This window comes from Thermoactinomyces sp. DSM 45891, assembly GCF_900119485.1.
Lineage (GTDB): Bacteria > Bacillota > Bacilli > Thermoactinomycetales > Thermoactinomycetaceae > Baia.
This window is the reverse complement of the sequence record NZ_FPJZ01000006.1, coordinates 100,623-123,492: the sequence shown is the minus strand read 5'-3', so window position 1 is coordinate 123,492 and position 22,870 is coordinate 100,623. Positions and strand designations below refer to the sequence as shown.

28 protein-coding genes, 1 rRNA gene and 1 other annotated feature are annotated in these 22,870 nt (G+C 42.8%); of the genes, 27 read left to right on the top strand and 2 right to left on the bottom strand.

What is annotated here, in order from left to right:
- Position 1 precedes the first annotated feature (1 nt).
- Positions 2 to 118 (top strand): 5S ribosomal RNA (gene rrf, locus BT147_RS07600).
- Between the two features lie 112 nt (positions 119 to 230).
- Here the strand turns inward: rrf and BT147_RS15465 are convergent.
- The gene (locus BT147_RS15465; RefSeq protein ID WP_177239731.1) at positions 231 to 389 is read right to left on the bottom strand and encodes a hypothetical protein; all 159 of its coding nucleotides are present in this window, start codon (positions 387 to 389) and stop codon (positions 231 to 233) included.
- Positions 390 to 606: 217 nt separating this feature from the next.
- Here BT147_RS15465 and BT147_RS07595 point away from each other — a divergent pair, with 217 nt between their 5' ends.
- From BT147_RS07595 to rsmI, 7 genes are all read left to right on the top strand, one after another.
- Positions 607 to 834 carry a sigma factor G inhibitor Gin gene (locus BT147_RS07595; protein ID WP_072333088.1) on the top strand — a complete coding sequence of 76 codons (228 nt, stop codon included), beginning with the start codon at positions 607 to 609 and terminating at the stop codon, positions 832 to 834.
- Positions 835 to 872: 38 nt separating this feature from the next.
- Positions 873 to 2,327, top strand: a complete 1,455-nt coding sequence (locus BT147_RS07590) for an aminotransferase class I/II-fold pyridoxal phosphate-dependent enzyme (RefSeq protein ID WP_083426453.1) — start codon at positions 873 to 875, stop codon at positions 2,325 to 2,327.
- Positions 2,328 to 2,391: 64 nt separating this feature from the next.
- The gene (gene tmk, locus BT147_RS07585) at positions 2,392 to 3,015 is read left to right on the top strand and encodes a dTMP kinase (protein WP_072333122.1); all 624 of its coding nucleotides are present in this window, start codon (positions 2,392 to 2,394) and stop codon (positions 3,013 to 3,015) included.
- Between the two features lie 298 nt (positions 3,016 to 3,313).
- The gene (locus BT147_RS07580; RefSeq protein ID WP_072333082.1) at positions 3,314 to 4,117 is read left to right on the top strand and encodes a PSP1 domain-containing protein; all 804 of its coding nucleotides are present in this window, start codon (positions 3,314 to 3,316) and stop codon (positions 4,115 to 4,117) included.
- 44 nt (positions 4,118 to 4,161) lie between these two features.
- A complete protein-coding gene (gene yabA / locus BT147_RS07575; RefSeq protein WP_072333079.1) occupies positions 4,162 to 4,536 on the top strand; it encodes a DNA replication initiation control protein YabA in 375 nt (124 codons plus the stop codon).
- 59 nt (positions 4,537 to 4,595) lie between these two features.
- Positions 4,596 to 4,850 (top strand): GIY-YIG nuclease family protein, encoded by a 255-nt coding sequence (locus BT147_RS07570; protein WP_072333119.1) that lies wholly within the window; start codon positions 4,596 to 4,598, stop codon positions 4,848 to 4,850.
- Positions 4,847 to 5,719, top strand: a complete 873-nt coding sequence (gene rsmI, locus BT147_RS07565; RefSeq protein ID WP_072333076.1) for a 16S rRNA (cytidine(1402)-2'-O)-methyltransferase — start codon at positions 4,847 to 4,849, stop codon at positions 5,717 to 5,719. The genes BT147_RS07570 and rsmI overlap by 4 nt, the downstream gene beginning before the upstream one ends.
- A 158-nt stretch (positions 5,720 to 5,877) precedes the next feature.
- Here the strand turns inward: rsmI and BT147_RS07560 are convergent, their stop codons facing one another.
- Positions 5,878 to 6,153: an AbrB/MazE/SpoVT family DNA-binding domain-containing protein gene (locus BT147_RS07560; RefSeq protein WP_072333073.1), complete on the bottom strand. Its 276-nt coding sequence runs from the start codon at positions 6,151 to 6,153 to the stop codon at positions 5,878 to 5,880.
- A 230-nt stretch (positions 6,154 to 6,383) separates the two neighbouring features.
- Between BT147_RS07560 and BT147_RS07555 the strand changes: the two genes are divergently transcribed.
- The 19 genes from BT147_RS07555 (at position 6,384) to BT147_RS07465 (ending at position 22,832) form a co-directional block, all read left to right on the top strand.
- Entirely contained in the window at positions 6,384 to 7,337 is a 954-nt protein-coding gene (locus BT147_RS07555) for a DNA double-strand break repair nuclease NurA (RefSeq protein WP_072333070.1), read from the top strand.
- 29 nt (positions 7,338 to 7,366) lie between these two features.
- Positions 7,367 to 9,205 carry an ATP-binding protein gene (locus tag BT147_RS07550; protein WP_072333067.1) on the top strand — a complete coding sequence of 613 codons (1,839 nt, stop codon included), beginning with the start codon at positions 7,367 to 7,369 and terminating at the stop codon, positions 9,203 to 9,205.
- Positions 9,206 to 9,322: 117 nt separating this feature from the next.
- Positions 9,323 to 10,153, top strand: coding sequence for an alpha/beta fold hydrolase (locus BT147_RS07545; protein WP_072333116.1), 831 nt, complete (start codon positions 9,323 to 9,325; stop codon positions 10,151 to 10,153).
- A gap of 133 nt (positions 10,154 to 10,286) precedes the next feature.
- Positions 10,287 to 10,536 (top strand) — a binding site (T-box leader).
- 48 nt (positions 10,537 to 10,584) lie between these two features.
- On the top strand, positions 10,585 to 12,582 hold the full coding sequence (metG, locus tag BT147_RS07540; RefSeq protein ID WP_072333064.1) for a methionine--tRNA ligase: 1,998 nt from the start codon (positions 10,585 to 10,587) through the stop codon (positions 12,580 to 12,582).
- A 27-nt stretch (positions 12,583 to 12,609) separates the two neighbouring features.
- Positions 12,610 to 13,128 carry a signal peptidase I gene (lepB, locus tag BT147_RS07535; RefSeq protein ID WP_072333061.1) on the top strand — a complete coding sequence of 173 codons (519 nt, stop codon included), beginning with the start codon at positions 12,610 to 12,612 and terminating at the stop codon, positions 13,126 to 13,128.
- A 43-nt stretch (positions 13,129 to 13,171) separates the two neighbouring features.
- Positions 13,172 to 13,945, top strand: a complete 774-nt coding sequence (locus tag BT147_RS07530; protein WP_072333058.1) for a TatD family hydrolase — start codon at positions 13,172 to 13,174, stop codon at positions 13,943 to 13,945.
- 105 nt (positions 13,946 to 14,050) lie between these two features.
- A complete protein-coding gene (rnmV, locus tag BT147_RS07525) occupies positions 14,051 to 14,596 on the top strand; it encodes a ribonuclease M5 (protein ID WP_072333113.1) in 546 nt (181 codons plus the stop codon).
- The gene (rsmA, locus tag BT147_RS07520; protein WP_072333056.1) at positions 14,586 to 15,464 is read left to right on the top strand and encodes a 16S rRNA (adenine(1518)-N(6)/adenine(1519)-N(6))-dimethyltransferase RsmA; all 879 of its coding nucleotides are present in this window, start codon (positions 14,586 to 14,588) and stop codon (positions 15,462 to 15,464) included. The genes rnmV and rsmA overlap by 11 nt, the downstream gene beginning before the upstream one ends.
- A 40-nt stretch (positions 15,465 to 15,504) precedes the next feature.
- Entirely contained in the window at positions 15,505 to 15,978 is a 474-nt protein-coding gene (locus tag BT147_RS07515) for a ribonuclease H-like YkuK family protein (RefSeq protein ID WP_072333053.1), read from the top strand.
- Between the two features lie 101 nt (positions 15,979 to 16,079).
- Complete coding sequence (gene veg / locus BT147_RS07510) at positions 16,080 to 16,361, top strand: biofilm formation stimulator Veg (RefSeq protein WP_072333050.1); 282 nt, start codon at positions 16,080 to 16,082, stop codon at positions 16,359 to 16,361.
- 104 nt (positions 16,362 to 16,465) lie between these two features.
- Positions 16,466 to 16,642 carry a small, acid-soluble spore protein, alpha/beta type gene (locus BT147_RS07505; RefSeq protein WP_143187944.1) on the top strand — a complete coding sequence of 59 codons (177 nt, stop codon included), beginning with the start codon at positions 16,466 to 16,468 and terminating at the stop codon, positions 16,640 to 16,642.
- 138 nt (positions 16,643 to 16,780) lie between these two features.
- A complete protein-coding gene (ispE, locus tag BT147_RS07500) occupies positions 16,781 to 17,638 on the top strand; it encodes a 4-(cytidine 5'-diphospho)-2-C-methyl-D-erythritol kinase (RefSeq protein WP_072333044.1) in 858 nt (285 codons plus the stop codon).
- Between the two features lie 78 nt (positions 17,639 to 17,716).
- Positions 17,717 to 18,553 (top strand): pur operon repressor, encoded by an 837-nt coding sequence (gene purR / locus BT147_RS07495; protein ID WP_072333042.1) that lies wholly within the window; start codon positions 17,717 to 17,719, stop codon positions 18,551 to 18,553.
- 38 nt (positions 18,554 to 18,591) lie between these two features.
- Entirely contained in the window at positions 18,592 to 18,966 is a 375-nt protein-coding gene (locus BT147_RS07490; RefSeq protein ID WP_072333039.1) for a RidA family protein, read from the top strand.
- Between the two features lie 128 nt (positions 18,967 to 19,094).
- Positions 19,095 to 19,397: a septation regulator SpoVG gene (spoVG, locus tag BT147_RS07485; protein WP_072333036.1), complete on the top strand. Its 303-nt coding sequence runs from the start codon at positions 19,095 to 19,097 to the stop codon at positions 19,395 to 19,397.
- Between the two features lie 147 nt (positions 19,398 to 19,544).
- Entirely contained in the window at positions 19,545 to 20,933 is a 1,389-nt protein-coding gene (glmU, locus tag BT147_RS07480; protein ID WP_072333033.1) for a bifunctional UDP-N-acetylglucosamine diphosphorylase/glucosamine-1-phosphate N-acetyltransferase GlmU, read from the top strand.
- Between the two features lie 25 nt (positions 20,934 to 20,958).
- Positions 20,959 to 21,906, top strand: a complete 948-nt coding sequence (locus BT147_RS07475) for a ribose-phosphate diphosphokinase (RefSeq protein WP_072333030.1) — start codon at positions 20,959 to 20,961, stop codon at positions 21,904 to 21,906.
- Positions 21,907 to 21,975: 69 nt separating this feature from the next.
- Positions 21,976 to 22,533 carry an aminoacyl-tRNA hydrolase gene (gene pth, locus BT147_RS07470; RefSeq protein WP_072333028.1) on the top strand — a complete coding sequence of 186 codons (558 nt, stop codon included), beginning with the start codon at positions 21,976 to 21,978 and terminating at the stop codon, positions 22,531 to 22,533.
- A 68-nt stretch (positions 22,534 to 22,601) separates the two neighbouring features.
- Positions 22,602 to 22,832: an anti-sigma-F factor Fin gene (locus tag BT147_RS07465; protein ID WP_072333025.1), complete on the top strand. Its 231-nt coding sequence runs from the start codon at positions 22,602 to 22,604 to the stop codon at positions 22,830 to 22,832.
- The last annotated feature ends 38 nt before the right edge of the window (positions 22,833 to 22,870 follow it).

Sequence of the window (22,870 nt, the reverse complement as noted above, 5' to 3'; positions counted from 1 at the left end):
GTCTGGTGATGATGGCGGAGGGGATCCACTCGTTCCCATCCCGAACACGACCGTTAAGCCCTCCAGCGCCGATGGTACTTGGACCGCAGGGTCCTGGAAGAGTAGGACGTCGCCAGGCATATACATAATAAAAGAAGCATCTAGTTTATCCAAATGGACTAGATGCTTCTTTTATTATCTCGAATAGATCTGAAGCAAGTTTTAGCGTTGGCTAATCCTATACAATTCATTTACTCGGGATTTGTTTGGAGGGAAGAATGTTCAGTGGGATGAGAAAGTCCCTCTACAGCATTAGCACGATTACGTGAAATAAAAAGTAGGCGTAATATGGTTAAAATCGGAATAAATATACAAAAAACGAATGGAATCGCTTGCTTTACAGATATCATAACGATCATACCTCCTATAAGAGGTACCATTTCACAATTACGACTTTTTTATTCGACTAAAAGGTAATTTATCAAAAAAATTCGCTGAGTGATAAGAAATTACATTTCGATAGATTGATAATAAAATGTATAATCTGAACGGTGTGGTTATAAAAAAGGAACATTTAGTCAATTATAGAAGGTAAGTAAAAAGGTTCGGACATAAGGGGGAAAAGAGATGAATGAAGGATCGACTAAAACGAAGTATCTTCAAGAACCATGCATTATATGTAATACCATCCAAGACGATATGCTACACTTGTTAGAAAAGCCTATATGCGCCTGCTGTGAGCAAGTAATCATTGATACAGATTGCGATCAGCCGGAAATGTACTTATTCCATGTTTCAAGATTGAAAAAAATATGGTTAAATGAGAGTGATATAAGAGAAGAAGGGACTTTTTAAAGTCCTTTTATTTTTTGTACGAGAGGTTTGTTAGTCAGATGGAAAACCAGGAAAAAACTCCGATTTACGAGGCGTTACTACATCATAAAGACAAGAAGACAGATAGCTACCATGTTCCTGGGCATAAGCAAGGCGCAAATTTTCTGGATCACAAAGATAATTTGTTTCAATCGATTCTTCAAATAGATCAAACTGAGGTAACGGGCCTAGATGATCTTCATCATCCAAGTGGAGTGATTGCCAGAGCTGAATATCTTGCGGCGGAGGCGTTTGGTGCAGAAAAAACGTTTTATCTGGTAGGCGGTAGTACGGCTGGGAATATAGCGAGCATCCTCACGATGTGTTTGCCTGGCGACAAGGTGATTTTGCAACGAAGCTGTCACCAGTCTGTATTTCACGGATGCATGTTAGCAGGTGTTTCACCTATTTATTGGAAAGATGCATACCACTCGGATACAGGTTTCGAAAGGCCGTTAGATCTGGATTGGTTGGTGCAAAAATGTAGGCATGAGATGGTTAAGTTAGTAGTGATGACAAGCCCAAGCTACTATGGAATGGTTCAACCAATAAGGAAAATAGCAGATATTTGCCATCAGTTTGATGTACCATTATTGGTGGACGAGGCTCATGGGGCTCATTTTGGTTTTCATCCTAATCTTCCAAATTCTGCTTTGTCACAAGGTGCGGATCTCGTTGTACAATCGACTCATAAAATGCTTGGATCGATGACGATGAGCTCGATGTTACATGTGGGGAGTAGTCGAGTTAGGATAAATGATCTGGAGAGACAATTACGGATTGTTCAATCCAGTAGCCCTTCTTATCCACTGCTTGCTTCATTAGATTTAGCGCGGAAACAGGTTGCTGTAAATGGATACCATTTATTTGGACGACTGCTGACGGAAATAGATCAGTTTAAAAAGGATACGTTTCCCTATTGTAAATGGGTTCAAGAGTTATCGTTACACCATCTAAAATGTCAGGACCCTTGTAAAATGGTAATCGCCAGTAGTGGACAAATGACGGGATTCGAGATGCAAGCTTTTCTAGAGGATAAGGGGATTTATACCGAATTAGCTGATGATCGTCGGGTGTTGTTCTGCTTCTCGCTAGGACACCCTGAAGGATCATTGATTCGACTAAAGAAGGTGTTGTTGGAATTAGACTGCTGGTTGGATAGTTGCGAAAATAGGTTGTCAGAGAGAGATTCCATTGTTCTTCGCTTACCGAGTACAACTGAATTTGTGTTACCTTTTCAAGACATTAGGAAACATCAGCATGTTCGATTGTGCTTAGAGGACGCGATAGACGGGATCATTACGGAACCCATAGTACCTTACCCACCCGGGATTCCTGTACTTTTGCCAGGCGAACGTTTGACATGTGAATGGATGGAATACCTAAGAGGCGCCGACCGAGCTGGATATCGCATTCGAGGGCTATATCAAGATCAACTAACATCAGAAGTTAGAGTTAATATAGTTTTTGTTTAGCACTATTGAAAGACATAAGCGCGCTGAAGGGGAATTTGTTCCTTCGGTGAATTGGAGTGAATCGATGGACGGTTTATTTATATCATTTGAAGGACCAGAGGGAGCAGGAAAAACGACTCAGATACGCAGAATATGTGAATGGTTGGATCATCAAGGGATTTCATACATTCATGTACGTGAACCAGGTGGAACTCGTATTGGAAATGAGATTCGAGAATTGGTTCTACATCCAGAGTTTGAAGAAATGTCCATGCTAACAGAGGTGCTGCTATATGCCTCATCAAGAGCACAATTGGTCGGTGAAGTGATTATGCCTGCTTTGGCAGAGGGGAAAATGGTTCTATGTGATCGCTATGTGGACTCTAGTGTTGCTTATCAAAGTTACGGAGCAGGTGTTCCGCTAGAGGTTGTGCTTACGATTAATGAGAAAGCGACTTCGGGGCTGAGACCGCATCGAACGTACTTATTGGATATTCCTCCTGAAGTGAGCGAAAGCAGGGTAAAAGCACGTGGGGGAGATATGGATCGGATGGAACAGCGGGATTCCTCTTTTCATCGACGTGTGCGTGAAGGATATCTTGAGTTATCCACAAGATATCCACATAGATATAGGGTGATATCAGGAGATCAAGAGCTGGAGGATATTAACTGGGAAATCAGACAGGACCTCTTACAGCTAATGTCATAAGGAAATGAGCTACAGGAATTAGGTTTGTTTTAGGAAGAAGGGTTTGCCGAAGTTTACGAACAGGTGATAGAATGAGTAGAGGGAGTATCCGCTGTCTGATTGCTACGGTATATACCATATGATATAGATGTTTTTTCTATTTTCATTTTTGAAGATTGTTTCTTTCAAAAACAAAGTGAGACAGATCCCGAGCAAGTTGGGGATGGAGACATCGTCTTTTGAATAGGGTGAAAGTTACGGACCCCATGCAGAAGAACCCCATCAGGTGAATTGGGCGGCATGCAGGAGGGATCATTGAGTGTTTAAGATTATTGGTGTCCGTTTTAGACAAGCGGGCAAGATTTATTTTTTTGATCCAGGAGCTCTACAAATCCAGCAAGGGGATGCTGTAGTTGTGGAGACAGTAAGAGGTATTGAGTATGGTCAGGTGGTAGTAGGCGTACGCTATGTTTCAAAGGATGAGGTAGTTCTTCCGTTGAAACAGGTGATTCGAATTGCCACAAGTGATGACACGAGACAGATGATGGAAAATGAGCAAGCTGCGATGGAAGCTCTTAAAACCTGTAAAGAGAAGGTTCTCTTCCATTCCTTAGTGATGAAACTGGTTGATGCAGAATATACGTTTGATCGAAATAAGATCATTTTCTATTTTACAGCAGATGGGCGTGTGGACTTTCGTGAACTAGTTCGGGATTTAGCAGCGGCTTTTCGGACTCGTATTGAGCTGAGGCAGATCGGTGTTAGAGATGAAGCGAAGATGCTGGGAGGACTGGGACCTTGTGGTCGTGTGTTATGTTGCTCTTCGTTTCTAGGGGATTTTGAGCCTGTTTCGATCAAGATGGCCAAGGACCAAAACCTATCGCTGAACCCAACGAAGATCTCAGGCCTATGTGGTAGGTTGATGTGTTGTTTAAAGTATGAAAATGATCACTATGAAGGAAACGCAGTAGTTCTACCGGACCTTGGTGAACTTGTACATACACCAGAAGGCGAAGGAGAAGTGGTCTTACTGGATTTGATGGAGAGGCGAGTTCAGGTACAGTTAGCCGGCTCCGGTAAGATGGTAGAGCATTCTTTAGACGAGGTTACAATCGAAGCCTAAATGGATCTGGAAAACGTGTCTGGAAGTAATGAGGTGGTAGCTTGGTGGATAAACAAGCGATTTTCAAGCAGGTTGCTCAGGTGGAAGAACGGATTGGCGAGTTATATGAAGAAATAGGCAACTTAAAGGCACAGGTTATAGAATTGATAGAAGAAAATACACGCTTGGTATTAGAAAAACAACGTTACCAAGAACATTTGCAAGCAGCATCGAAGTGTACGGAATCAAATTCGACAACCTTAGTCATATCAGAGCATACAGATGCGGATGTACCAGAGACCAAAGAGGGCTATAATAATCTAACCAAGTTATATGAAGAAGGCTTTCATATTTGTAATGTCCACTATGGTCGGATGAGGACAGAAGGGGATTGTCTGTTCTGTCTCGCTTTTTTAAACAAAACCATATCTGATGAATAACGTCTGGGAAGAAAGTCTCCCAGCGTTTTTTTCATAAATGGGGTGAGGAATTGAAGGAGATTCCCTATTATGTCTACATCGTACGTTGTAAAGATAAAACACTTTATACGGGGTGTACAACGAATCTTAGTAAGCGATTGGATGTTCATAATTCGGGTAAAGGGGCACATTATACGAGAGCGAGAACTCCTGTTGTGTATGTGTATCAAGAGGAAGGGATAGGGCGATCTTGGGCACAGCGGCGCGAATATGAAATTAAGAAAATGACACGGTTGCAGAAATTAAGGCTTATTCAAGAAAGAGGGTTAAAATGAACGTTCAGAAGAGTTTTGATGAGTCGAGCAAAACAGGAATTCTTTATGTAGTAGGAACTCCGATCGGGAATTTACAAGACTTTTCTCCACGGGCCAGAGAGGTTTTAGCTAACGTTGATTTGATTGCGGCAGAAGATACAAGGCATACCAAAAAGCTACTCTCTGCTTTTCAGTTTTCGACTTCGCTAACGAGCTATCATGAGCATAACGAAAAATCAAAAGGGAAATTTTTAATCCAACAACTCCTAGAGGGCAAATCAATTGCGTTAGTAAGTGATGCTGGAATGCCGGGAATCTCTGATCCAGGAGAGGTGATTGTTCGTGAGGCAGTTCAAGAAGGAATTACTGTAGTACCCATTCCAGGTCCGAGCGCTGCTCTTACAGCGTTAGTTGCCTCTGGGCTGATCCCGCAACCATTTTTATTTTTGGGTTTTTTTCCACGAGAGAAAAAAGATCGCAGAAAAGAGTTAAAGAAATGGGCAACGATGCCTGTCACATTGATTTGTTATGAAGCTCCTCATCGATTGGTGGACCTACTTTCAGATGCGATGGATGCTCTTGGAGATCGCCAAGTTGCGATTGCGAGGGAATTAACAAAGAAACATGAAGAGTGGTTAAGAGGACCGCTTTCAGAATGTTTGTCGTATATAAAGGAGAATGGAGTCAGAGGAGAGTATGTATGTATCCTTGAAGGGGCTGATCCGTCTGAATTTAATCAGGAGCCTCCAGCATGGTGGTCTAGTTTGGAAGTGATTGAACATGTTGAGCACTACCTGCGTCAAGGGATGACTACAAAAGATGCGATACTGCAAACATCGAAGGATCGTGATGTGGGAAAAAGAGAGGTATATAATCTTTATCACACATAAGATCGAAAAAACCAGTTGAATCTCGGTAGTGTATCTGGAGATTTAACTGGTTTTTTTCTTCCTAATCAAAATATACTATGTGTTCTGGAATTGAAAATCTTATGTGATTCATACATCTACCAATATTGTTATGATATGGTATATAAGAGCGACACAAATTATTCAGCGATTACGGAATCATTTGCTTCGATGAGAGAATACATTTCTTCGATACACTTTCTGCTAACTACTTTGTTTTTGTAACGAACGGTTTCGTCCACTTCACCAGTAAAAATGCAAGCAGGCTCGTATTTTTTAAGAACGATGCGCTCACCGTCTACATAGATTTCCAATGCATCCTTTTCGCCAATGCCTAGCGTACGACGAAGCTCGATAGGGATTACGACACGACCTAGCTCGTCTACCTTACGTACAATACCAGTTGATTTTAGCATTTGAAATCTCCCCTCAATTCTGGCGTTCCATTGGTTTCGATCATCTCTTTTTAAAATATACGTCAAATTTCGACATATTTGATGTCAAAATCATCATACCAGCGATTACCATGTCAGTCAATAATTCTTTAGGAGTTTTATAGAAAATTTCTTGATTTAGACAAAAGTAGATGAAATTGGCTATTAAAGGTTTGCAGATGAGGGTTAGATTCATATGGAGGGTGATTGATATGTTTAAAGTATCAGAAGAACTTCAGTTAAAACTAAAGAGATTAAATATAAAATTAAGGGAGACCTATCCTGGTGAGCTATTACATCCGCAAAGAATTCGTGAGCATCTCTCTGAGATTGGAGAGTTTGTTCGGATTGAGCGATTTAGTGATCAGCAATTACAGGATTGGGTAAAAGGAAAGAGTGTTGTTGGGATAGACGGCTCGGTAAATTCAACGAAAGGAATTGAGATGAGGACGCTTTCTGTATTTCAAGCGTTGGCAAAAGGAACACAAGGAGAGGAAGCCTGGGAAGCAGATGTATATACTCCTTTGATCCAGGATGAGTGGGAGGCAGAGGGTTTGTTAGCCCGTGAAGCGCAGAAACGTGGTGCGAGGCTGTCTCGTTTAGAGCTAAAGGTGACGAAAAAGGCAATTCGAGATTGGAAGCCGCATGTTGTGATGATGGATGGTTCACTGCTGCATTATCATTTTGATGATGCGGATGAATGGGACAAGGTGGCGGAATTGGCAGTAGAAAGCGGCGTGCTAATAGTAGGGATTGCTGAGGAAGTAGGGTCTCGTGGGCTCGCAAAGCAGTTATTTCCTGAGCATCCAGCATGGTCGGATCGGGATTTACTTTACGGCTTGCTAGATGTTGGCGAAGCGTATGAGTGGTCAGAGTGGAGTCCTGCGGGAACGAAAATGTGGAAAATGGTTTTTCGGCCCTCTTATAGTCCAGCACCGGTCGGAGTGGATGGCTTATTGCTTCAGAAGCAAGAGCGACTCTCGCTACTCCGATTGATTTATTCGCTTACTCCTATGCAGGGACGGGGGATTCCTTATTGGCTTGATATTGTGGATCAAGAAGTTCGCGTTACGAATCCGCTGGTACAGACAATGGTAGATCAGTATATTGATCCTGATTTGCGTCATCGTTTATTAAGTCCAAAGAGAAGTGAGCGAGTGATATAAGTTGAATATAAGATGGAGGGAATTTTTTTATGCAGGTAGTTGGAGTTACATCACAGCAGGAAGTACATGTGGTATCGAAAGATCGTAAGTTTCGCATGAACGAAATTCTAGTGATTGAAGATGCGGCTCTCTATCATCCGAAGGGAGAAGTTGTTGAGACACTTTCATATAATCGGTTAATCCCAATGGGATATGATAAGTCAATGGTTGATCAACAAGTCTTACATACGCTTGAACAGATTGGATATAACATCGATGCGGATGAGATTAATATTGCCAAGGTAAGGCTGTTTGAAGAGGCAGCTCATCCGATTCGTACTGGTTGTCAGGTTCGCTTGCCTCAATTTTATGAGGTTCGTCATTTGCTGGTGAAATCAACACCTAGAGCAGGAATGGTACTCGGGGAGATCCGAGGAACGGAGCCGATGGCACATGATATGGATCGAGAGCTACAGAATCAGATGATGATGATGGAGCAGGGAGTCATTAGGGATCAGAAAGGTGTTCCGTTTATCTTTGATATTCGAACGATGCAACAGTATCCGCATATTGGTGTCTTCGGGGGGTCTGGTTCGGGGAAATCGTTTGGCCTAAGGGTGATGTTAGAAGAGATCATGAAGTTACGGATTCCAACGGTTGTCTTTGACCCTCATTTTGAGATGGATTTTCGTCATATTGGGGAGGAGACAGCCCATCTATGTCCAGATCTGCAAGATCGCTCCGTTGTGGTGCAGATTGGTCGGGAAGTAGGGGTTTCGTTTAGCGAATTAAATACACGAGATCTCGTCGAACTTCTGGGGGCTTCTGGAGGCGGGCTTTCGGAGCCGATGGTGAATGCGATTCAGATGCTTCATAAGCGTAGGGATACCTATAATAGTTTTAGTGATCGGGTAAGTAATCTGGTACAGGCACTCGAGGAAGGGAAAGCAGGCTTAGAGAAACAGCTTCGCAGTGATGATCTGACGCCGATTCAAGTGCAACGGATTCGCGATTTAAATCAGCTTCTGCAAGAATATGGTACGATGCCTCATTCATCGGTGAAGGGGGTACATTGGCGGCTTCAGCGTTTGGAGAGGGCGGGGCTTTTTCAACAAAATATCGATGCGATTCAGAGGGGGCTTGAGCAAGGGAAATTAGTAGTAGTACAAGGGTCCACTTGGATTTTGCAGGTGTTTGCTACGTATGTGACAGGCGCATTATATCGAAAGCGAAGGGAGTATAAAGATGCACGCACGAATGGGGAGGAGGGCCATTTCTTCCCACCATTTGTTATTGTAACAGACGAAGCACATAATTTTGCACCGAAAGCAGTGGAATCCCCGGCTAAGTCTATTTTAAAGGAAATTGCTCAAGAAGGCCGTAAGTACGGTGTTTTCTTGATCCTTGCTACCCAGAGGCCAACGTTGTTAGATGAGACTATTACCGCTCAACTAAATACGAAGTTAGTATTTCGGACGGTGCGTGGAACGGATATTGCTACTTTAAAGGAAGAGACAGATTTGACGAATGAAGAGGGGAAGCGTCTGCCTTATTTACGCTCAGGAGATACCTTTGTTTCTTCGGCGGCTTTTGGGAGAACGGTTTTTATTCGGATTCGGACTGCGTATACGCATAGTCCTCATTTATCGAATCCGTTTGATGAATTGGCCCAATTTCAGCAGGATCAGGATGATCAGGTTTTAGAGGCGCTTCGGGATTTGTTTCCTTTTTTCGATAGTGATTTTCTGCCGATGCTAGAAAAGTTAAATTCGAAGACTGGCTTGAGTTGGGATTTGCATCGTCTGCACCAGGAGTTGGAGCAATGGGCGAGGGATGGGAAAGTTAAGAGGGTAGAGTCTCCGTTTGCGACTCGATTTGAGTTGGTGTAGTGGGAGTGTGATCCATCTATCAGGACTATTATGTAAGCCAAAAAGCTACCAAACTTGAGAAGGCTGGTAGCTTTTTGTTATGCTGGTCACACTAGTTAGAGTGAAGGGTGACGAATGATGGAGTGTACGATTGGTAATATAAAAATTCCTTATCATATCTACGGTTCAGGCCGTCCTGTTCTCATCATACATGGTTTGACACTGGATCATCGATCGATGACTGGTTTTATGGAGCCTATCTTTTCTGCAAGAGATGAAGAGTGGAAACGAATTTATATCGACCTACCTGGGATGGGGGAGAGCAAAGGGTACCATGAGATGAGCGGCTCTGATGAGATGTTAGAAAAGGTACTTCAGTTTCTAGATCAAACGATACCTGAGGAATCCTTCCTAGTAGTCGGGCAATCATACGGCGGATATCTCACAAGAGGGATTATCTCGAAGAAAAGAGAGCAAGTAGGCGGGGCTGCCCTAATTTGCCCGATGATTGTTCCTGATAAAAATGAGAGAGATCTTCCTCTACGTCAAGTGATCTATCAAGATGAGAATCTATTATCCCAGTTGAATCGGGAAGAAAAAGAAGACTTTCAATCCCTAGCGATTGTACAAAATGAAGACTATTGGAATCGATATCGTAACGAAATTCTGCCCGGTCGCTCCATGGCAGACGCCGGCTTTATAGACAAACTTCTAAGTCAATATGCCTTTTCTTTTGATGTTGATCAGACAATCTCTTCCTTTGAAAAGCCTGTCCTCCTAGTAACGGGTCGACAAGATTCGATGGTAGGATATCAAGATGCTTGGCGCCTATTAGAAAAATTTCCGCGCTGCACCTTTGCTGTATTAGACCGGGCAGGGCATAACCTACAACTCGAGCAACCGTTACTACTCCATCGCCTCTGCAATGAGTGGTTAGATAGAGTAGTAGAAATTGACTCATTTCTATAGAAGAGATGGGCAAAGAGAATATGAAACGGGTAAACTATGATAATGGAATAAGAAGTCCATTGATCTTCTGAAAAGGGATTGGTTGCAAATTGAAAATAAGTTTGCATATAATATGCTTATTGACATCTTTACATCTATGTCTGTGATTGGGAGAGTAATCTAGGAAGCCTATCTCCAGAGAGCCGGGTCAGGTGAAAGCCGGTATAGGAATAGTAGATGAACATGGTCCATGAGACTTCCCTTCTGAACACGAGTCGAATGACTGGTTTAAGTAGGAGGGGACGCACACCAGCGATAACGGGTTGACCAGAGCGTATCTGAATCGGTAAAAGGTTCTATACGAAAATTGGGTGGTACCGCGTGATTCCAATCTCGCCCCAAAATTAAGGGGTGGGATTTTTATTTTTTGTATACAGAAAGGAGTTTTTTAGATGGAAAATCAGAAGACATACTATATTACAACCCCGATTTATTATCCGAGTAGCAAGCTACATATCGGGCACACCTATACAACGGTAGCGGGTGATGTGATGGCTAGATATAAGCGGCTTAGAGGGTATGATGTGATGTACCTCACAGGAACGGATGAGCACGGACAAAAGATCGAGCGGAAAGCAGAACAGATGGGCAAGACCCCGATTGAATTTGTGGATGAGATCGTGGCGGGAATCAAAGAGTTATGGAGTAAACTAGATATTTCCTATGATGATTATATCCGAACTACGGAAGACCGTCATAAAAAAGTAGTACAAAAAATTTTCCAACGTTTTTTAGAGCAAGGGGATATCTACTTAGGTGAATATGAAGGTTTCTACTGTGTTGACTGCGAAGCATTTTTCACGGACCGCCAATTAAAGGATGGAAACTGTCCGGATTGCGGGCGCGCCGTTAATAAAATTAAAGAGAAAAGCTACTTTTTCCGTATGAGTAATTACGCGGATCGACTTGTTCAGTATTATGAAGCGCACCCCGAGTTTATTGAGCCTATTTCTCGGAAAAACGAAATGCTTCAAAACTTTATTAAGCCGGGCTTAGAAGATTTGTGTATTTCTCGATCTACTTTTAGCTGGGGAATTCCTCTACCAAACGATCCAGAGCAAGTGATGTATGTATGGTTAGATGCATTGTCTAATTACATTACCGCAATTGGTTATGAAGCGGATGAGGAATCCTTACGGCATAAATTTGCTAACTATTGGCCAGCAGATGTCCATTTGATCGGAAAGGATATCGTTCGTTTCCATAGTATTTACTGGCCTATTTTCCTGATGGCGCTTGATCTTCCGCTACCTAAGAAAGTCTTTGCTCATGGCTTTTTCTTGGTGAATGGAGACAAGATGTCTAAGTCAAAGGGAAATGTGATAGATCCTGTTTCATTGATCGATCGGTATGGTCTAGATGCATATCGCTATTTCCTCCTGCGAGAGGTTCCGTTTGGGCAAGATGGTGTCTTCACTCCAGAAGCATTTGTGGAACGTGTAAACGCCGATCTTGCCAACGATCTCGGAAATTTATTACATCGCACTCTTACCATGGTGGAAAAGTATTTCGACGGTGTGATTCCGGCTTATGTAGAAGGAGCAACCTCTTATGATGCCGAGTTACAAGCACTTGTGCATCAAGTGGTGACACGTTTTGAAAACGCGATGGAAAATCTCCAGTTTTCGGTAGCGCTATCTTCAGTATGGGAGCTCGTGCGTGCTGGGAATAAATACATTGAGAATAATGCTCCGTGGAATCTAGCTAAAGATCATGCAAATCACTCAGTATTAGGTTCTGTACTATACTCTTTACTGGAGATAGTCCGGATTGTAAGTGTTTGTATCCAACCCTTCTTAGTAAAGACACCGCTTTTAATCTGGGAGCAGATAGGAATTCAGACAGAGGAAGAGAAGAAGTGGGAAAGCATTTACCAATTTGGTGGGCTTGGTTCAGGTGTGCGGATTCATAAACAAAATCCAATCTTTCCGCGTTTAGACGGAAAAGTGGAAGTGGAGGCAATCGTTCAAATGATGAAAGATACAGCAACTCAGCATAAAGGCATTGATCAAGCGGAATCTGGAGCAGGAACGAAGCAAGAGGTGGTGGAAGTACAAGTACAAGATGACTTCATCAGCATTGATGAATTTATGAAGGTAGAGTTAAAAGTGGGCGAGATTCTAGAGGCAGAGTCAGTAAAAGGGGCGAATCGCCTTCTTAAGTTGCAACTGGATCTGGGAACTCAGAAACGTCAAGTAGTCTCTGGAATTGCTGAGTTTTACCAACCACAAGAGATTGTGGGTACGAAGGTAATCGTTGTTACCAACCTAAAGCCAGTAAAATTACGGGGCGAACAATCAGAAGGTATGATCCTAGCAGCGAAAGAAGGAGAGAGATTAGTGCTTTCTACTGTCTCTGCTGATATTCCGAATGGGACACGTGTAAAATAAATTGGGCGTAAGAGCAGGAGGATCATGATGGCAGGGGAGAATAGGACACTTCGTGAATGGCTCATGGCGGCTTTGGTGGCTACGGCGATTCTACTTGTCTGTCGATATATTTTTTTCGCACCTTATCAAGTAAAAGGTGAATCGATGTATCCGACACTGAAGGGGAATGAACTTTTGATAGTCAATAAGTTTATTTATAAGATCAAAGAGCCTAAATATGGAGAAATCGTCGTTTTCCACTCTACGAAGGATAAGGATTTTATTAAGCGGGTGATTGGCCTACCTGGTGATCATATTAAGATTACCAATGGGAAGTTATTTCGTAATGAAAAAGAAGTAGGCGAGTCGTACATTGCTAATCAAATAGATCCTAGCACCTCTTTTGAAGAAGTGGTCGTGCCTAAAGGAGAAATCTATGTGTTAGGGGATAATCGCCCTCACAGTGAGGATAGTCGCGCCATTGGGCCGGTTGATGAAAAAGAGGTTGTCGGCCGAGCTGAGCTTGTTCTAATGCCATTTAGCCAAATGCAACTACTCGAACCATAACAGTCCGCCTGGGGCTGTTTTTCCTTTAGAGAGGATGACAAACATGATTTTTGACACACATACACATCTGAATGATAAACAATTTGATCAAGATCGAGAAGAAGTGATTCGTCGTGCTAGAGAAGAGTATGGGGTTAGCTGGATGTTAAATGTGGGCTTTAACAGAGAGACAATTCAGTCCTCTATCGAGCTAGCAGAGAAATATGATTTTATTTATAGTGCGGTGGGCTGGCACCCGACAGATGCAATTACCTATCAAGAAGAGGATCTTGGCTATTTGCGCGAATTAGCTGCGCATCCAAAAGTGATAGCATTAGGTGAGATGGGGTTAGACTATCACTGGGACACTTCTCCGAAAGAGGTACAAGCCCATGTTTTTAAAGAACAGATTCGGCTTGCACGTGAAGTACAATTACCCATTATTATTCATGATCGGGATGCACATGAAGATGTGATTCGCATTCTGCGATCGGAACATGCTGAAGAAGTAGGTGGCGTGTTACATTGTTTCGGAGGCGATGAGGCCATTATGGAAGCTGCTCTCGAAATGAATTTTTACATTGGACTGGGAGGTCCTGTTACCTTTAAAAATGCAAAGTTGCCTAAAGAGATCGCTCGATTGGTGCCAGAAGATCGACTTTTGTTAGAGACAGACTGTCCGTATCTGGCACCGCATCCGTACCGAGGGAAACGGAATGAAACGGGCTATGTGAGGCTTGTTGCGGAGCAGATCGCTGAGATTCGAGGGATTTCGGTGGAGGAGATCGCTGAGATTACGACGGCTAATGCGATGAGGCTATTTCGGGTTTCGGTTTGAACGTGTGAAATAGATGATAAATGAACAGTCCTGTTAAGTAAAGTAAGCTTACATCGTTTTGTAAAGGTTGTGTAAAAGACATTGTCTGAGATTCAAATACATGAAATGATCGTAGTAGAAGGCAGAAATGATACGGTTACGATTAAACGTGCTGTGAAAGCAGACACCATTGAAACGAGAGGCTCAGCGATTGGAAAAGAAGTGATTGATCAAGTGCGCCGTGCCCAATCCAAGAGGGGCGTCATAATATTTACAGATCCTGATTATGCAGGGGAGCGAATTCGACGAGTGATATCACAAGCGGTGCCTGGCGTGAAACATGCTTTCTTACCACAAGATAAGGCAAGAGGGCGTAAGAAGATAGGGGTTGAGCATGCAACATGTGAGGATATCCGCGAAGCCTTGCTCCATGTGAGAAGTGATATAGGATATGAGCAAGTAGAATCCATTTCGTGGGAAGACTATATTGATATGGGGTTCACAGGGTTTCCGGATTCGAGCCGCTTACGTCAAAAAGTAGCGGATCGCTTAGGAATTGGATTTGCAAATGCCAAGAACTTCTATCAGCGGCTTCATGCTCTGCAGGTTACCAAAGAAGAATTGATTAGTGCCTGGTTACAGGTAAGAGAGGAACTAGAGGATGTCACATAGAACGATTTCACAAAATACAAAGCAAATCCTTGCCAAATATAAACTGGGTTTAAAGAAGAGCTTAGGACAAAACTTTTTAACAGATGATCGAGTTTTAGAACAAATTGCTGATGCGGCGGACTTAGATGAGCGTGCCGGTGTGATTGAGATTGGTCCGGGAATTGGCGCTCTCACGGAACGATTAAGTGAGCGTGCTAAGAAAGTAGTGGCTGTGGAGTTAGATCAACGTCTAATCCCTGTTCTAGGAGACGTCTTTGAGAAGCAGCTAAACATAGAAGTGATTCATGGGGATGCTTTGAAGGTTGACTTTCATGAGATTATTTCGGAAAACTTTGGGGAATGTAATAGTATTCACGTTGTGGCAAATCTTCCTTACTACGTTACTTCACCTATTTTGATTCGTTTATTAGAAGAGAAACTTCCTCTCCAAAATATCGTAATCATGATTCAAAAAGAGGTTGCCGATCGTTTAGTAGCAAAACCAGGGACCAAAGACTATGGCTCGCTTAGTGTTTTGGTTCAATATTACACAGAAACTTCCCTCGTTACCAAGGTCCCAAGCCATGTATTTGTGCCGAGACCCAATGTAGATTCTGCTGTTGTTAAGTTATCGCGACGTGAGGCGCCTGCTGTGAATGTGTCGAATGAAAGTTTATTCTTTAAAATAGTAAGAGCATCCTTTGCCCAGCGTCGAAAAACACTATTAAACACACTCCATTCCCAGCTTTTTTCTCATTTGGCGAAATCAGATGTAGCAGACTTCCTGAATCAAGCGGGAATCGATCCACAGCGAAGAGGAGAAACCCTACATCTAGCTGAATTTGCAACATTAACAGAAGCGTGGGAGCGTTTTTCTCAAGGAAGGTAGTGTGATTCGAGTTCCTTGACTCAAATCTGGAGGGATACTTGTGCATTTTTATCATCCGCGAAGGGGTAAATGTAGCTTCGAGGAAATGATGTCTGAGATTCAGAAGTATGTGCGGGAAGATCCTAACTCGGAGTATAAGTTGATGATAGGGACCGACTCGATGACCCGTTATAAAGAGACTGTCTTTGTAACGGCGATTATTATACAAAGGGTTGGAAAAGGGGCGCTTTTCTTCTATACAAAACGAACACATAGTCAGATGAAGGAACTACGTTATCGGATCTATCGTGAAACTGAGTATAGTTTAACTTGTGTGGATCTACTGAAAGAGCATGGGTTTTTCCGTATGTTTTCTGATATACAGATGGAAATTCATTTGGACATTGGACAACAAGGTGAAACGCGTAAAGTAATTCAGGAAGTAGTCGGATGGGTAACGGCAGTTGGGTATCAAGCGAAAATTAAGCCAGAATCCTATGCGGCATCCGCTGTAGCCGATCGCTTTACACGATAAAAAATAGGATTGACAAAAGGAATTAATGACTGCTATAATACCTGATTTGACTTCGAGCCTCACTTGTTATATAATCTTCTACAAGTGAGGTGGTCGAATTTATGGGCAAAAATGCTCTATCTGAAATCAAGCTAACTCTGGACAGCTTTATTGGAGAAAGAATCCGATTAAAAGCGAACAGTGGACGCCGTAAGACCATTGAACGTACGGGTATATTAGAAGAAACATACCCTTCCGTTTTTATTGTGAAGTTAGATGAAGATCAACACGCCTTTGAACGCGTTTCATACAGTTATGCGGATATACTGACGGAATCAGTAGAGTTGAAAGTTTTTCAAAATGACCAACTCGTTCCAGTTAAGTACATCAGAGCTACTCAATAATCGGACAAGACCTCTAGGGTCTTGTTTTTTTTACATAAACGGCAGTGACTGTTCAGATACTAGGAATACCCTAAATGTCTACTTGAATCAAAGAGGAGGAATGGATTATGTCACGTCGAGGTGTAATGTCCGAGTCCTTTAAGGTCGAATTGGCAAAAGAGCTAGGGTTTTATGAGGTTGTGCAGCGTGATGGATGGGGTGGTATTAAAGCGAGTGACGCAGGCAATATGGTCAAACGCTCAATCCAGATCGCACAGGAGCAACTAGTTCAGAAGTCGTAATCGAGAAGATAGGCTTAGGGTAGCTGGGGAGTAATCCTCGGCTTTTCTTTTTTCATTTCGAGTATGGGAATACCGTGGTACAATAGGATCATCAGATACTTCGGAAGAGAAATGAACAAGGTGCTGGGAGGAAGAGAAATGTACACATCAGAAAAAGCACCCGCTAAGATCAATCTAACTTTAGATGCACTTCGTAAACGCCCAGATGGCTATCACGATTTAGAGATGGTGATGACAACTGTTGATTTGGCCGACCGAATCGACCTTATGGATCTACCTTACTCAGAAATTTCGCTTGAAAGTACATCAGGCCTCGTTCCGCAAGATGAGCGGAATCTGGCATACCTTGCGGCGAAGTTACTACAACAAAAAACAGGTATTGATCGCGGTGTGAAGATAAAAATTTATAAGCATATTCCAGTAGCAGCTGGACTTGCAGGGGGGAGTAGCGATGCGGCGGCGACTCTGCGAGGATGTAATCGTTTATGGAATCTAGGTCTTTCATTGGAAGAATTGGCTGAGATCGGGGCTGAAATCGGTTCAGATGTACCATTTTGTATCTATGGGGATACAGCTATTGCAGAAGGTAGAGGAGAGGTTTTAACGCCGATCTTATCTCCACCTAGTTGTTGGGTGGTGCTTGCAAAACCAACGCACGGCGTTTCAACAGGGGATGTGTTTGGAAAACTTCGTGTGGATGAAATTTTGACACATCCGAATACTAGAGCCATGGTAGATGCACTGCAAACCAACTCATATGAAAAGGTACTTGCGAATTTAGGAAATGTACTAGAGCCAGTTACGATCGGCTTATATCCTGAGGTTTATAAGATCAAACAAAAGATGGAGCAATTCGGTGCCGACGGGGTCTTAATGTCCGGAAGCGGCCCTACCGTGTTTGGTTTGGTTCGAAAGGAATCACGAGCTAAGAGAATAGTAAATGGTCTTCGAGGCTTCTGTGATCAAGTGTTTGCAGTGCGAATGTTAGGAGTTTAATTTGAGTCTCCACTTGATTAAACCCGTACATAATGGTATATTTCCGTCATGATATTCGGATTTTCGGGGGTATTTTTGATGGAAAAAGAGAAATGGAAACGGAGTGCGAGGCTAGTTGATCTAACGAATCAATTACTTGCTCAGCCTTACAGACTGATCCCACTAACCATGTTTGCAAAGAGATATCAGTCTGCTAAGTCATCTATTAGTGAAGATCTAACGATTATTGATGAAGTTTTTCGCAGTGAAGGTAGCGGTGAATTAGAGACAGTAGCAGGAGCTGCGGGCGGAGTCCGTTATATCCCAAAATTGGACTTGGCGCGTACAGAAGAAATTTTAGTAAAACTTTGTGAGGAACTGGAAAAACCAGAGCGAATTTTACCAGGTGGCTTCTTATATATGTCTGATCTTTTGGGAGATCCGACATTGCTGAGTAGAGTAGGTCGAATCTGGGCCACTTTGTTTGCAGGTGTTAAGATTGATGCCATCCTGACAGTTGAGATCAAGGGAATCCCATTAGCTTATGCGGTAGCAAACTATTTACGTGTCCCGGTCGTGATTGCTCGTTATGATTACCGGGTTACCGAAGGATCTGTTGTAACAGTTAACACTGTTTCTGGATCAAGCGGGAAACTAAAGCCGCTCTCTCTATCCAAGCGAAGCCTTCCTCAAGGATCGCGTGTATTGATTATTGATGATTTTATGAAGGCTGGTGGAACGGTTCGCGGCCTGCAAGATCTATGTCTCGAGTTTGAAGCAACGGTGGTCGGTGTGGGAGTGTTAGCGGAAGCTCATGTTCCCGGACGATTTGTAGACGATTTTGTTTCTTTGATCAGTGTGTCTGAGATTCATGAGCGGGATCGTACGCTTCGAGTCGGGATTGGAAATGTGTTTAAAGATAAGTTTGTTGAGTAATCAGAAATTTGAATAGAACAGAGAAAGGTGGAGACAAAATGAAAAAAATTGAAACGAATCATGCACCTCAAGCAATTGGCCCCTATGTACAAGGGATGATTGTAGGGAATATGATCTTTACGTCAGGGCAGATTCCCTTAACGGCTGAAGGCGAACTGGTTTCAGGTGGAATCGTAGAGCAAACGCATCAGGTCTTGCGAAATGTGGAAGCAGTTCTGCAAGAAGCAGGTGTGGGGCTGGAGCAAGTAGTGAAGACGACGCTTTTTATTAAAGATATGAATCAGTTCCAAACGATTAATGAAATTTATGCAGAATACTTTGCGGATCATCGTCCTGCCCGTTCTTGCTTAGAAGTAGCACGTCTGCCTAAAGATGTCTTGATCGAAATGGAAGTAATCGCAGTTAAGAAGTAGTGCAACATCCTATTTGCATCCTGATTTCGAGAAAAAATTTTACCTGAATCCCATTTTTTAGCAGGAAATAAACGATCGATCTCGAAATGTAGAACTATGTCATCTTTGGAAATGGGTGGTGTATGAGGATGCAAATAACTGATGTGCGTCTTAGAAAAGTAAATCGAGAAGGTAGAATGCGTGCGATTGCTTCCATTACGATCGATAGTGAATTTGTAGTACATGATATCCGTGTGATTGATGGAAATAATGGAATGTTTGTGGCAATGCCAAGTAAACGTACTCCAGATGGAGATTTCCGTGATATTGCACATCCAATCTCCCCTTCGAGCAGGGAAAAAATCGAAGCGGCTGTATTGGAAGTGTATAATCGGACGGAAGATCCAGTGGATATGGTCCCTGTTCCTAGTGCTGTGAGCATGGATGCATAAATTGTATAGATATAATCCAAAAAATCATCCTAGATAAGGATGATTTTTTATCGTCTAAATGGACTAGGATTCGTTGGTTGCAATCATGTATACTTTGGGATATATTCAGGAAGGAAGTTTGCTAGGAAACGGGGGCATAAATCGAGTATGCAGAATCTCTTTGCGGTGATCTTAGCAGCAGGGAAAGGTACAAGAATGAAGTCCAAAACGCACAAAGTTCTTCACCCTGTTTGCGGGAAGCCGATGGTACAGCATGTGATTGATCAATTACATGCGATAGGTACGTCGAAGACCATTATGGTAGTTGGTTATTTGGGCGAAACAGTAAAGGCGAAATTATCTTCTGGAGTATTATTTGCCCAGCAAGAGCAACAACTTGGAACGGCCCATGCGGTTATGCAAGCAAAGCCCTTACTCCAAGACTTAAAAGGTACAACGATTGTTTTAAATGGAGATCATCCTCTTTTTACGAAAGAAACCTTACAAAAACTTGTTGAGACACATCAAAAATCGGGAGCTGCAGCAACGGTTTTAACGGCTCATATGCAAGATGCTACCGGTTATGGACGAGTTGTCCGCTATGACGATGGTAGCGTAGAGCGTATTGTTGAGCATAAAGATGCTACTGATGATGAATTGCTCATTCAAGAGATAAATACAGGTACCTTCTGTTTCGATAATCAAAAATTGTTTGCTGCTCTAGAAAAAGTAAACAATAATAATGCGCAAGGAGAGTACTATCTTCCTGATGCCCTCACGATTCTACGTGAAGGCGGAGAGAGAATTAGTGCACAAGTGATTCAAGATGTAAATGAAGCGATGGGTGTAAACGATCGTTTGCAGTTAGCGGAAGCTGAGAAGTTAATGCGTGAGCGAATTCTTCGTGGGCATATGTTAAATGGGGTTACGATTGTTCATCCTGAGAATACCTATATAGAAGCGGATGTCATGATTGGTGAGGATACCGTTGTTGAGCCAGGTTGTTTTTTACGTGGACAAACGGTGATTGGAGAAGCCTGCCGAATTGGGCCCGGTGCAGACTTGAAAGATGTGTCCGTAGCCGACTTTAGTAATATATCTTATACAGTGATACATGAGAGCTTAATTGACAAAAATGTAAGTGTAGGGCCTTTTGTATATGTGCGTTCAGGTACACAACTAGGGGAAGATGTAAAAGTAGGCTGTTTTGTTGATTTGAAAAAGGCTGAGCTAGGTTCGGGAACGAAGGTGTCTCATTTGGCGTATGTAGGTGATGCCGTAGTTGGCGAGAATGTCAATATTGCTTGTGGTGTGGTAACGGTAAACTATGATGGGATTAGAAAGCATAAAACGACGATTAAATCTGATTCATTTGTCGGTTGTAACGTGAATTTAGTGGCACCTGTTACCCTTGAAAAGGGATCATATGTAGCAGCAGGCTCAACGATTACAGATCGTGTTCCAGAAGATTCATTTGCGATTGCAAGACAGCGTCAAGTAACGAAAGAAGGCTATGCCAAGCTCCTTATGGAAAAGATTAAAGATAGTAACAAGTAAGCAGGAATTCGGAGGCACTCATCACATGTCAGTTAATCGCTCGCGTTTACAAATATTTAGTTGTAACTCAAACCCAGATTTGGCGCAGAAAATTTGTGATCATATTGGTATCCCTCTTGGAGATGCTCAAGTTGGAAAGTTTAGCGATGGAGAAATCCATATTAAGTTGAATGAAAGTGTTCGAGGATCGGATGTATATGTAATCCAATCTACATGTAACCCTGTCAATCAAAACCTTATGGAAATGTTAGTGATGGTAGATGCACTAAAGCGGGCATCTGCGGGGACGATTAATGTTGTACTTCCTTACTATGGCTATGCGAGACAGGATCGTAAAGCGCGTGCTCGTGATCCGATTACTGCGAAGCTAGTGGCAAATTTAATTGAAACAGCGGGTGCAAATCGAGTTATTACGATGGACCTTCATGCCACACAGATTCAAGGCTTTTTTAATATCCCTGTCGATCATCTGTTAGGTGTGCCGATTTTAGCAGAATATTTCCAGAGTAAAAATCTCGAGGATATTGTCGTGGTTTCTCCAGACCATGGAGGCGTGATTCGTGCTCGTCGTTTAGCAGAGCGCCTAGAAGCTCCGATCGCGATTATCGATAAGCGTCGTCCAGAGCCTAATGTATCCGAAGTGATGAATATTGTGGGTGATGTTAGTGGGAAAACAGCGATCATTATTGATGATTTAATTGATACGGCAGGAACGATTACTCTGGCGGCCAATGCAATTTTGGACCAAGGTGCAAAAGAGGTATTTGCTTGCTGTACGCATCCCGTGTTTTCAGGTCCGGCGATTTCTCGCATCCGTGAGGCGAGTATAACAGAGATGGTTGTAACGGATACGATCCCACTTCCAGATGATAAAATGTTAAACAAAACGAAAATCCTATCGGTTGCCCCGTTAATAGGCGAGGCAATCATGCGTGTTCACCATGAACAATCAGTAAGTAAGCTATTCGACTAAGTTTGGTTCAATAGCACAACTTCTCAGAGGGGTTGTGCTATTTTTTACATAGAGAAATGAGGAGTGGAAATGAAGTTAATCGTAGGCCTAGGGAATCCAGGAAAAAAATACGAGCCTACACGCCATAACATTGGGTTCTGGGCAATTGATCGATTAAGTGAGCGCTGGGGAATCCCACTAAACAAAGAAAAGTGGAAGGGGATCATCGGAGAAGGGATGGTACGTGGAGAGAAAGTAATCTTACTAAAACCGATGACCTATATGAACTTATCTGGTGAATCGATTCGTCCTGCTATGGACTGGCTCAAGATGGATATCGAGGATCTGGTTATCATCTATGACGAGATGGATTTACCTCTTGGAGAAGTGCGCCTACGTACAAAAGGGAGTGCAGGCGGTCATAATGGGATGAAGTCGACCATTGCCCATTTGGGAACGGATCAGTTTAAACGAATTCGTCTGGGAATTGGAAGACCGGTTTCCCTTGCTGTTCCAGACTATGTGCTTTCACCGTTTTCGAAGGAAGAGCTGCCCTTTGCTGAGGGTGCTGCTGATCGTGCATCCCAAGCGGTTGAGACATGGGTGGAGGAATCCTTTTTATTAGCCATGAATCGGTTTAATGGATGAGATGAGAATACATCTTTCTCTAACGGCAATACTAAGACCAAATTGATTTCCTTAAGGGGGAGATCTACTTGGCTTGGGAATATGTTTGCCCACATTGTCAGTTGGTTCAAGGACGCTTTGAGCAAAGCCAAGTGTCTGATGTACAACTGGGACTGGATCGGTTGACCCCAGAAGAATGGCAGGATATAATAACCAATGATGAAGATGGTACGAATCGGATTTGGGTAACCTGCGACACATGTCAGCAGGTTTTTGACCAATATCCAGAACGAACCGTGCTACCCCACCTCTATTCTTAATGGCTGGCTGGGGTTAGGGGTCATGAAATGATTTTCAG

Excerpts from the sequence above, each read along its gene's own strand:
- BT147_RS15465 (WP_177239731.1), bottom strand. The coding sequence starts at position 389 with ATGATATCTGTAAAGCAAGCGATTCCATTCGTTTTTTGTATATTTATT.
- BT147_RS07595 (WP_072333088.1), top strand. The coding sequence starts at position 607 with ATGAATGAAGGATCGACTAAAACGAAGTATCTTCAAGAACCATGCATT.
- BT147_RS07590 (WP_083426453.1), top strand. The coding sequence starts at position 873 with ATGGAAAACCAGGAAAAAACTCCGATTTACGAGGCGTTACTACATCAT.
- tmk (WP_072333122.1), top strand. The coding sequence starts at position 2,392 with ATGGACGGTTTATTTATATCATTTGAAGGACCAGAGGGAGCAGGAAAA.
- rsmI (WP_072333076.1), top strand. The coding sequence starts at position 4,847 with ATGAACGTTCAGAAGAGTTTTGATGAGTCGAGCAAAACAGGAATTCTT.
- BT147_RS07560 (WP_072333073.1), bottom strand. The coding sequence starts at position 6,153 with ATGCTAAAATCAACTGGTATTGTACGTAAGGTAGACGAGCTAGGTCGT.
- BT147_RS07555 (WP_072333070.1), top strand. The coding sequence starts at position 6,384 with ATGTTTAAAGTATCAGAAGAACTTCAGTTAAAACTAAAGAGATTAAAT.
- BT147_RS07550 (WP_072333067.1), top strand. The coding sequence starts at position 7,367 with ATGCAGGTAGTTGGAGTTACATCACAGCAGGAAGTACATGTGGTATCG.
- BT147_RS07545 (WP_072333116.1), top strand. The coding sequence starts at position 9,323 with ATGGAGTGTACGATTGGTAATATAAAAATTCCTTATCATATCTACGGT.
- metG (WP_072333064.1), top strand. The coding sequence starts at position 10,585 with ATGGAAAATCAGAAGACATACTATATTACAACCCCGATTTATTATCCG.
- lepB (WP_072333061.1), top strand. The coding sequence starts at position 12,610 with ATGGCAGGGGAGAATAGGACACTTCGTGAATGGCTCATGGCGGCTTTG.
- BT147_RS07530 (WP_072333058.1), top strand. The coding sequence starts at position 13,172 with ATGATTTTTGACACACATACACATCTGAATGATAAACAATTTGATCAA.
- rnmV (WP_072333113.1), top strand. The coding sequence starts at position 14,051 with ATGATCGTAGTAGAAGGCAGAAATGATACGGTTACGATTAAACGTGCT.
- rsmA (WP_072333056.1), top strand. The coding sequence starts at position 14,586 with ATGTCACATAGAACGATTTCACAAAATACAAAGCAAATCCTTGCCAAA.
- veg (WP_072333050.1), top strand. The coding sequence starts at position 16,080 with ATGGGCAAAAATGCTCTATCTGAAATCAAGCTAACTCTGGACAGCTTT.
- ispE (WP_072333044.1), top strand. The coding sequence starts at position 16,781 with ATGTACACATCAGAAAAAGCACCCGCTAAGATCAATCTAACTTTAGAT.
- purR (WP_072333042.1), top strand. The coding sequence starts at position 17,717 with ATGGAAAAAGAGAAATGGAAACGGAGTGCGAGGCTAGTTGATCTAACG.
- BT147_RS07490 (WP_072333039.1), top strand. The coding sequence starts at position 18,592 with ATGAAAAAAATTGAAACGAATCATGCACCTCAAGCAATTGGCCCCTAT.
- spoVG (WP_072333036.1), top strand. The coding sequence starts at position 19,095 with ATGCAAATAACTGATGTGCGTCTTAGAAAAGTAAATCGAGAAGGTAGA.
- glmU (WP_072333033.1), top strand. The coding sequence starts at position 19,545 with ATGCAGAATCTCTTTGCGGTGATCTTAGCAGCAGGGAAAGGTACAAGA.
- BT147_RS07475 (WP_072333030.1), top strand. The coding sequence starts at position 20,959 with ATGTCAGTTAATCGCTCGCGTTTACAAATATTTAGTTGTAACTCAAAC.
- pth (WP_072333028.1), top strand. The coding sequence starts at position 21,976 with ATGAAGTTAATCGTAGGCCTAGGGAATCCAGGAAAAAAATACGAGCCT.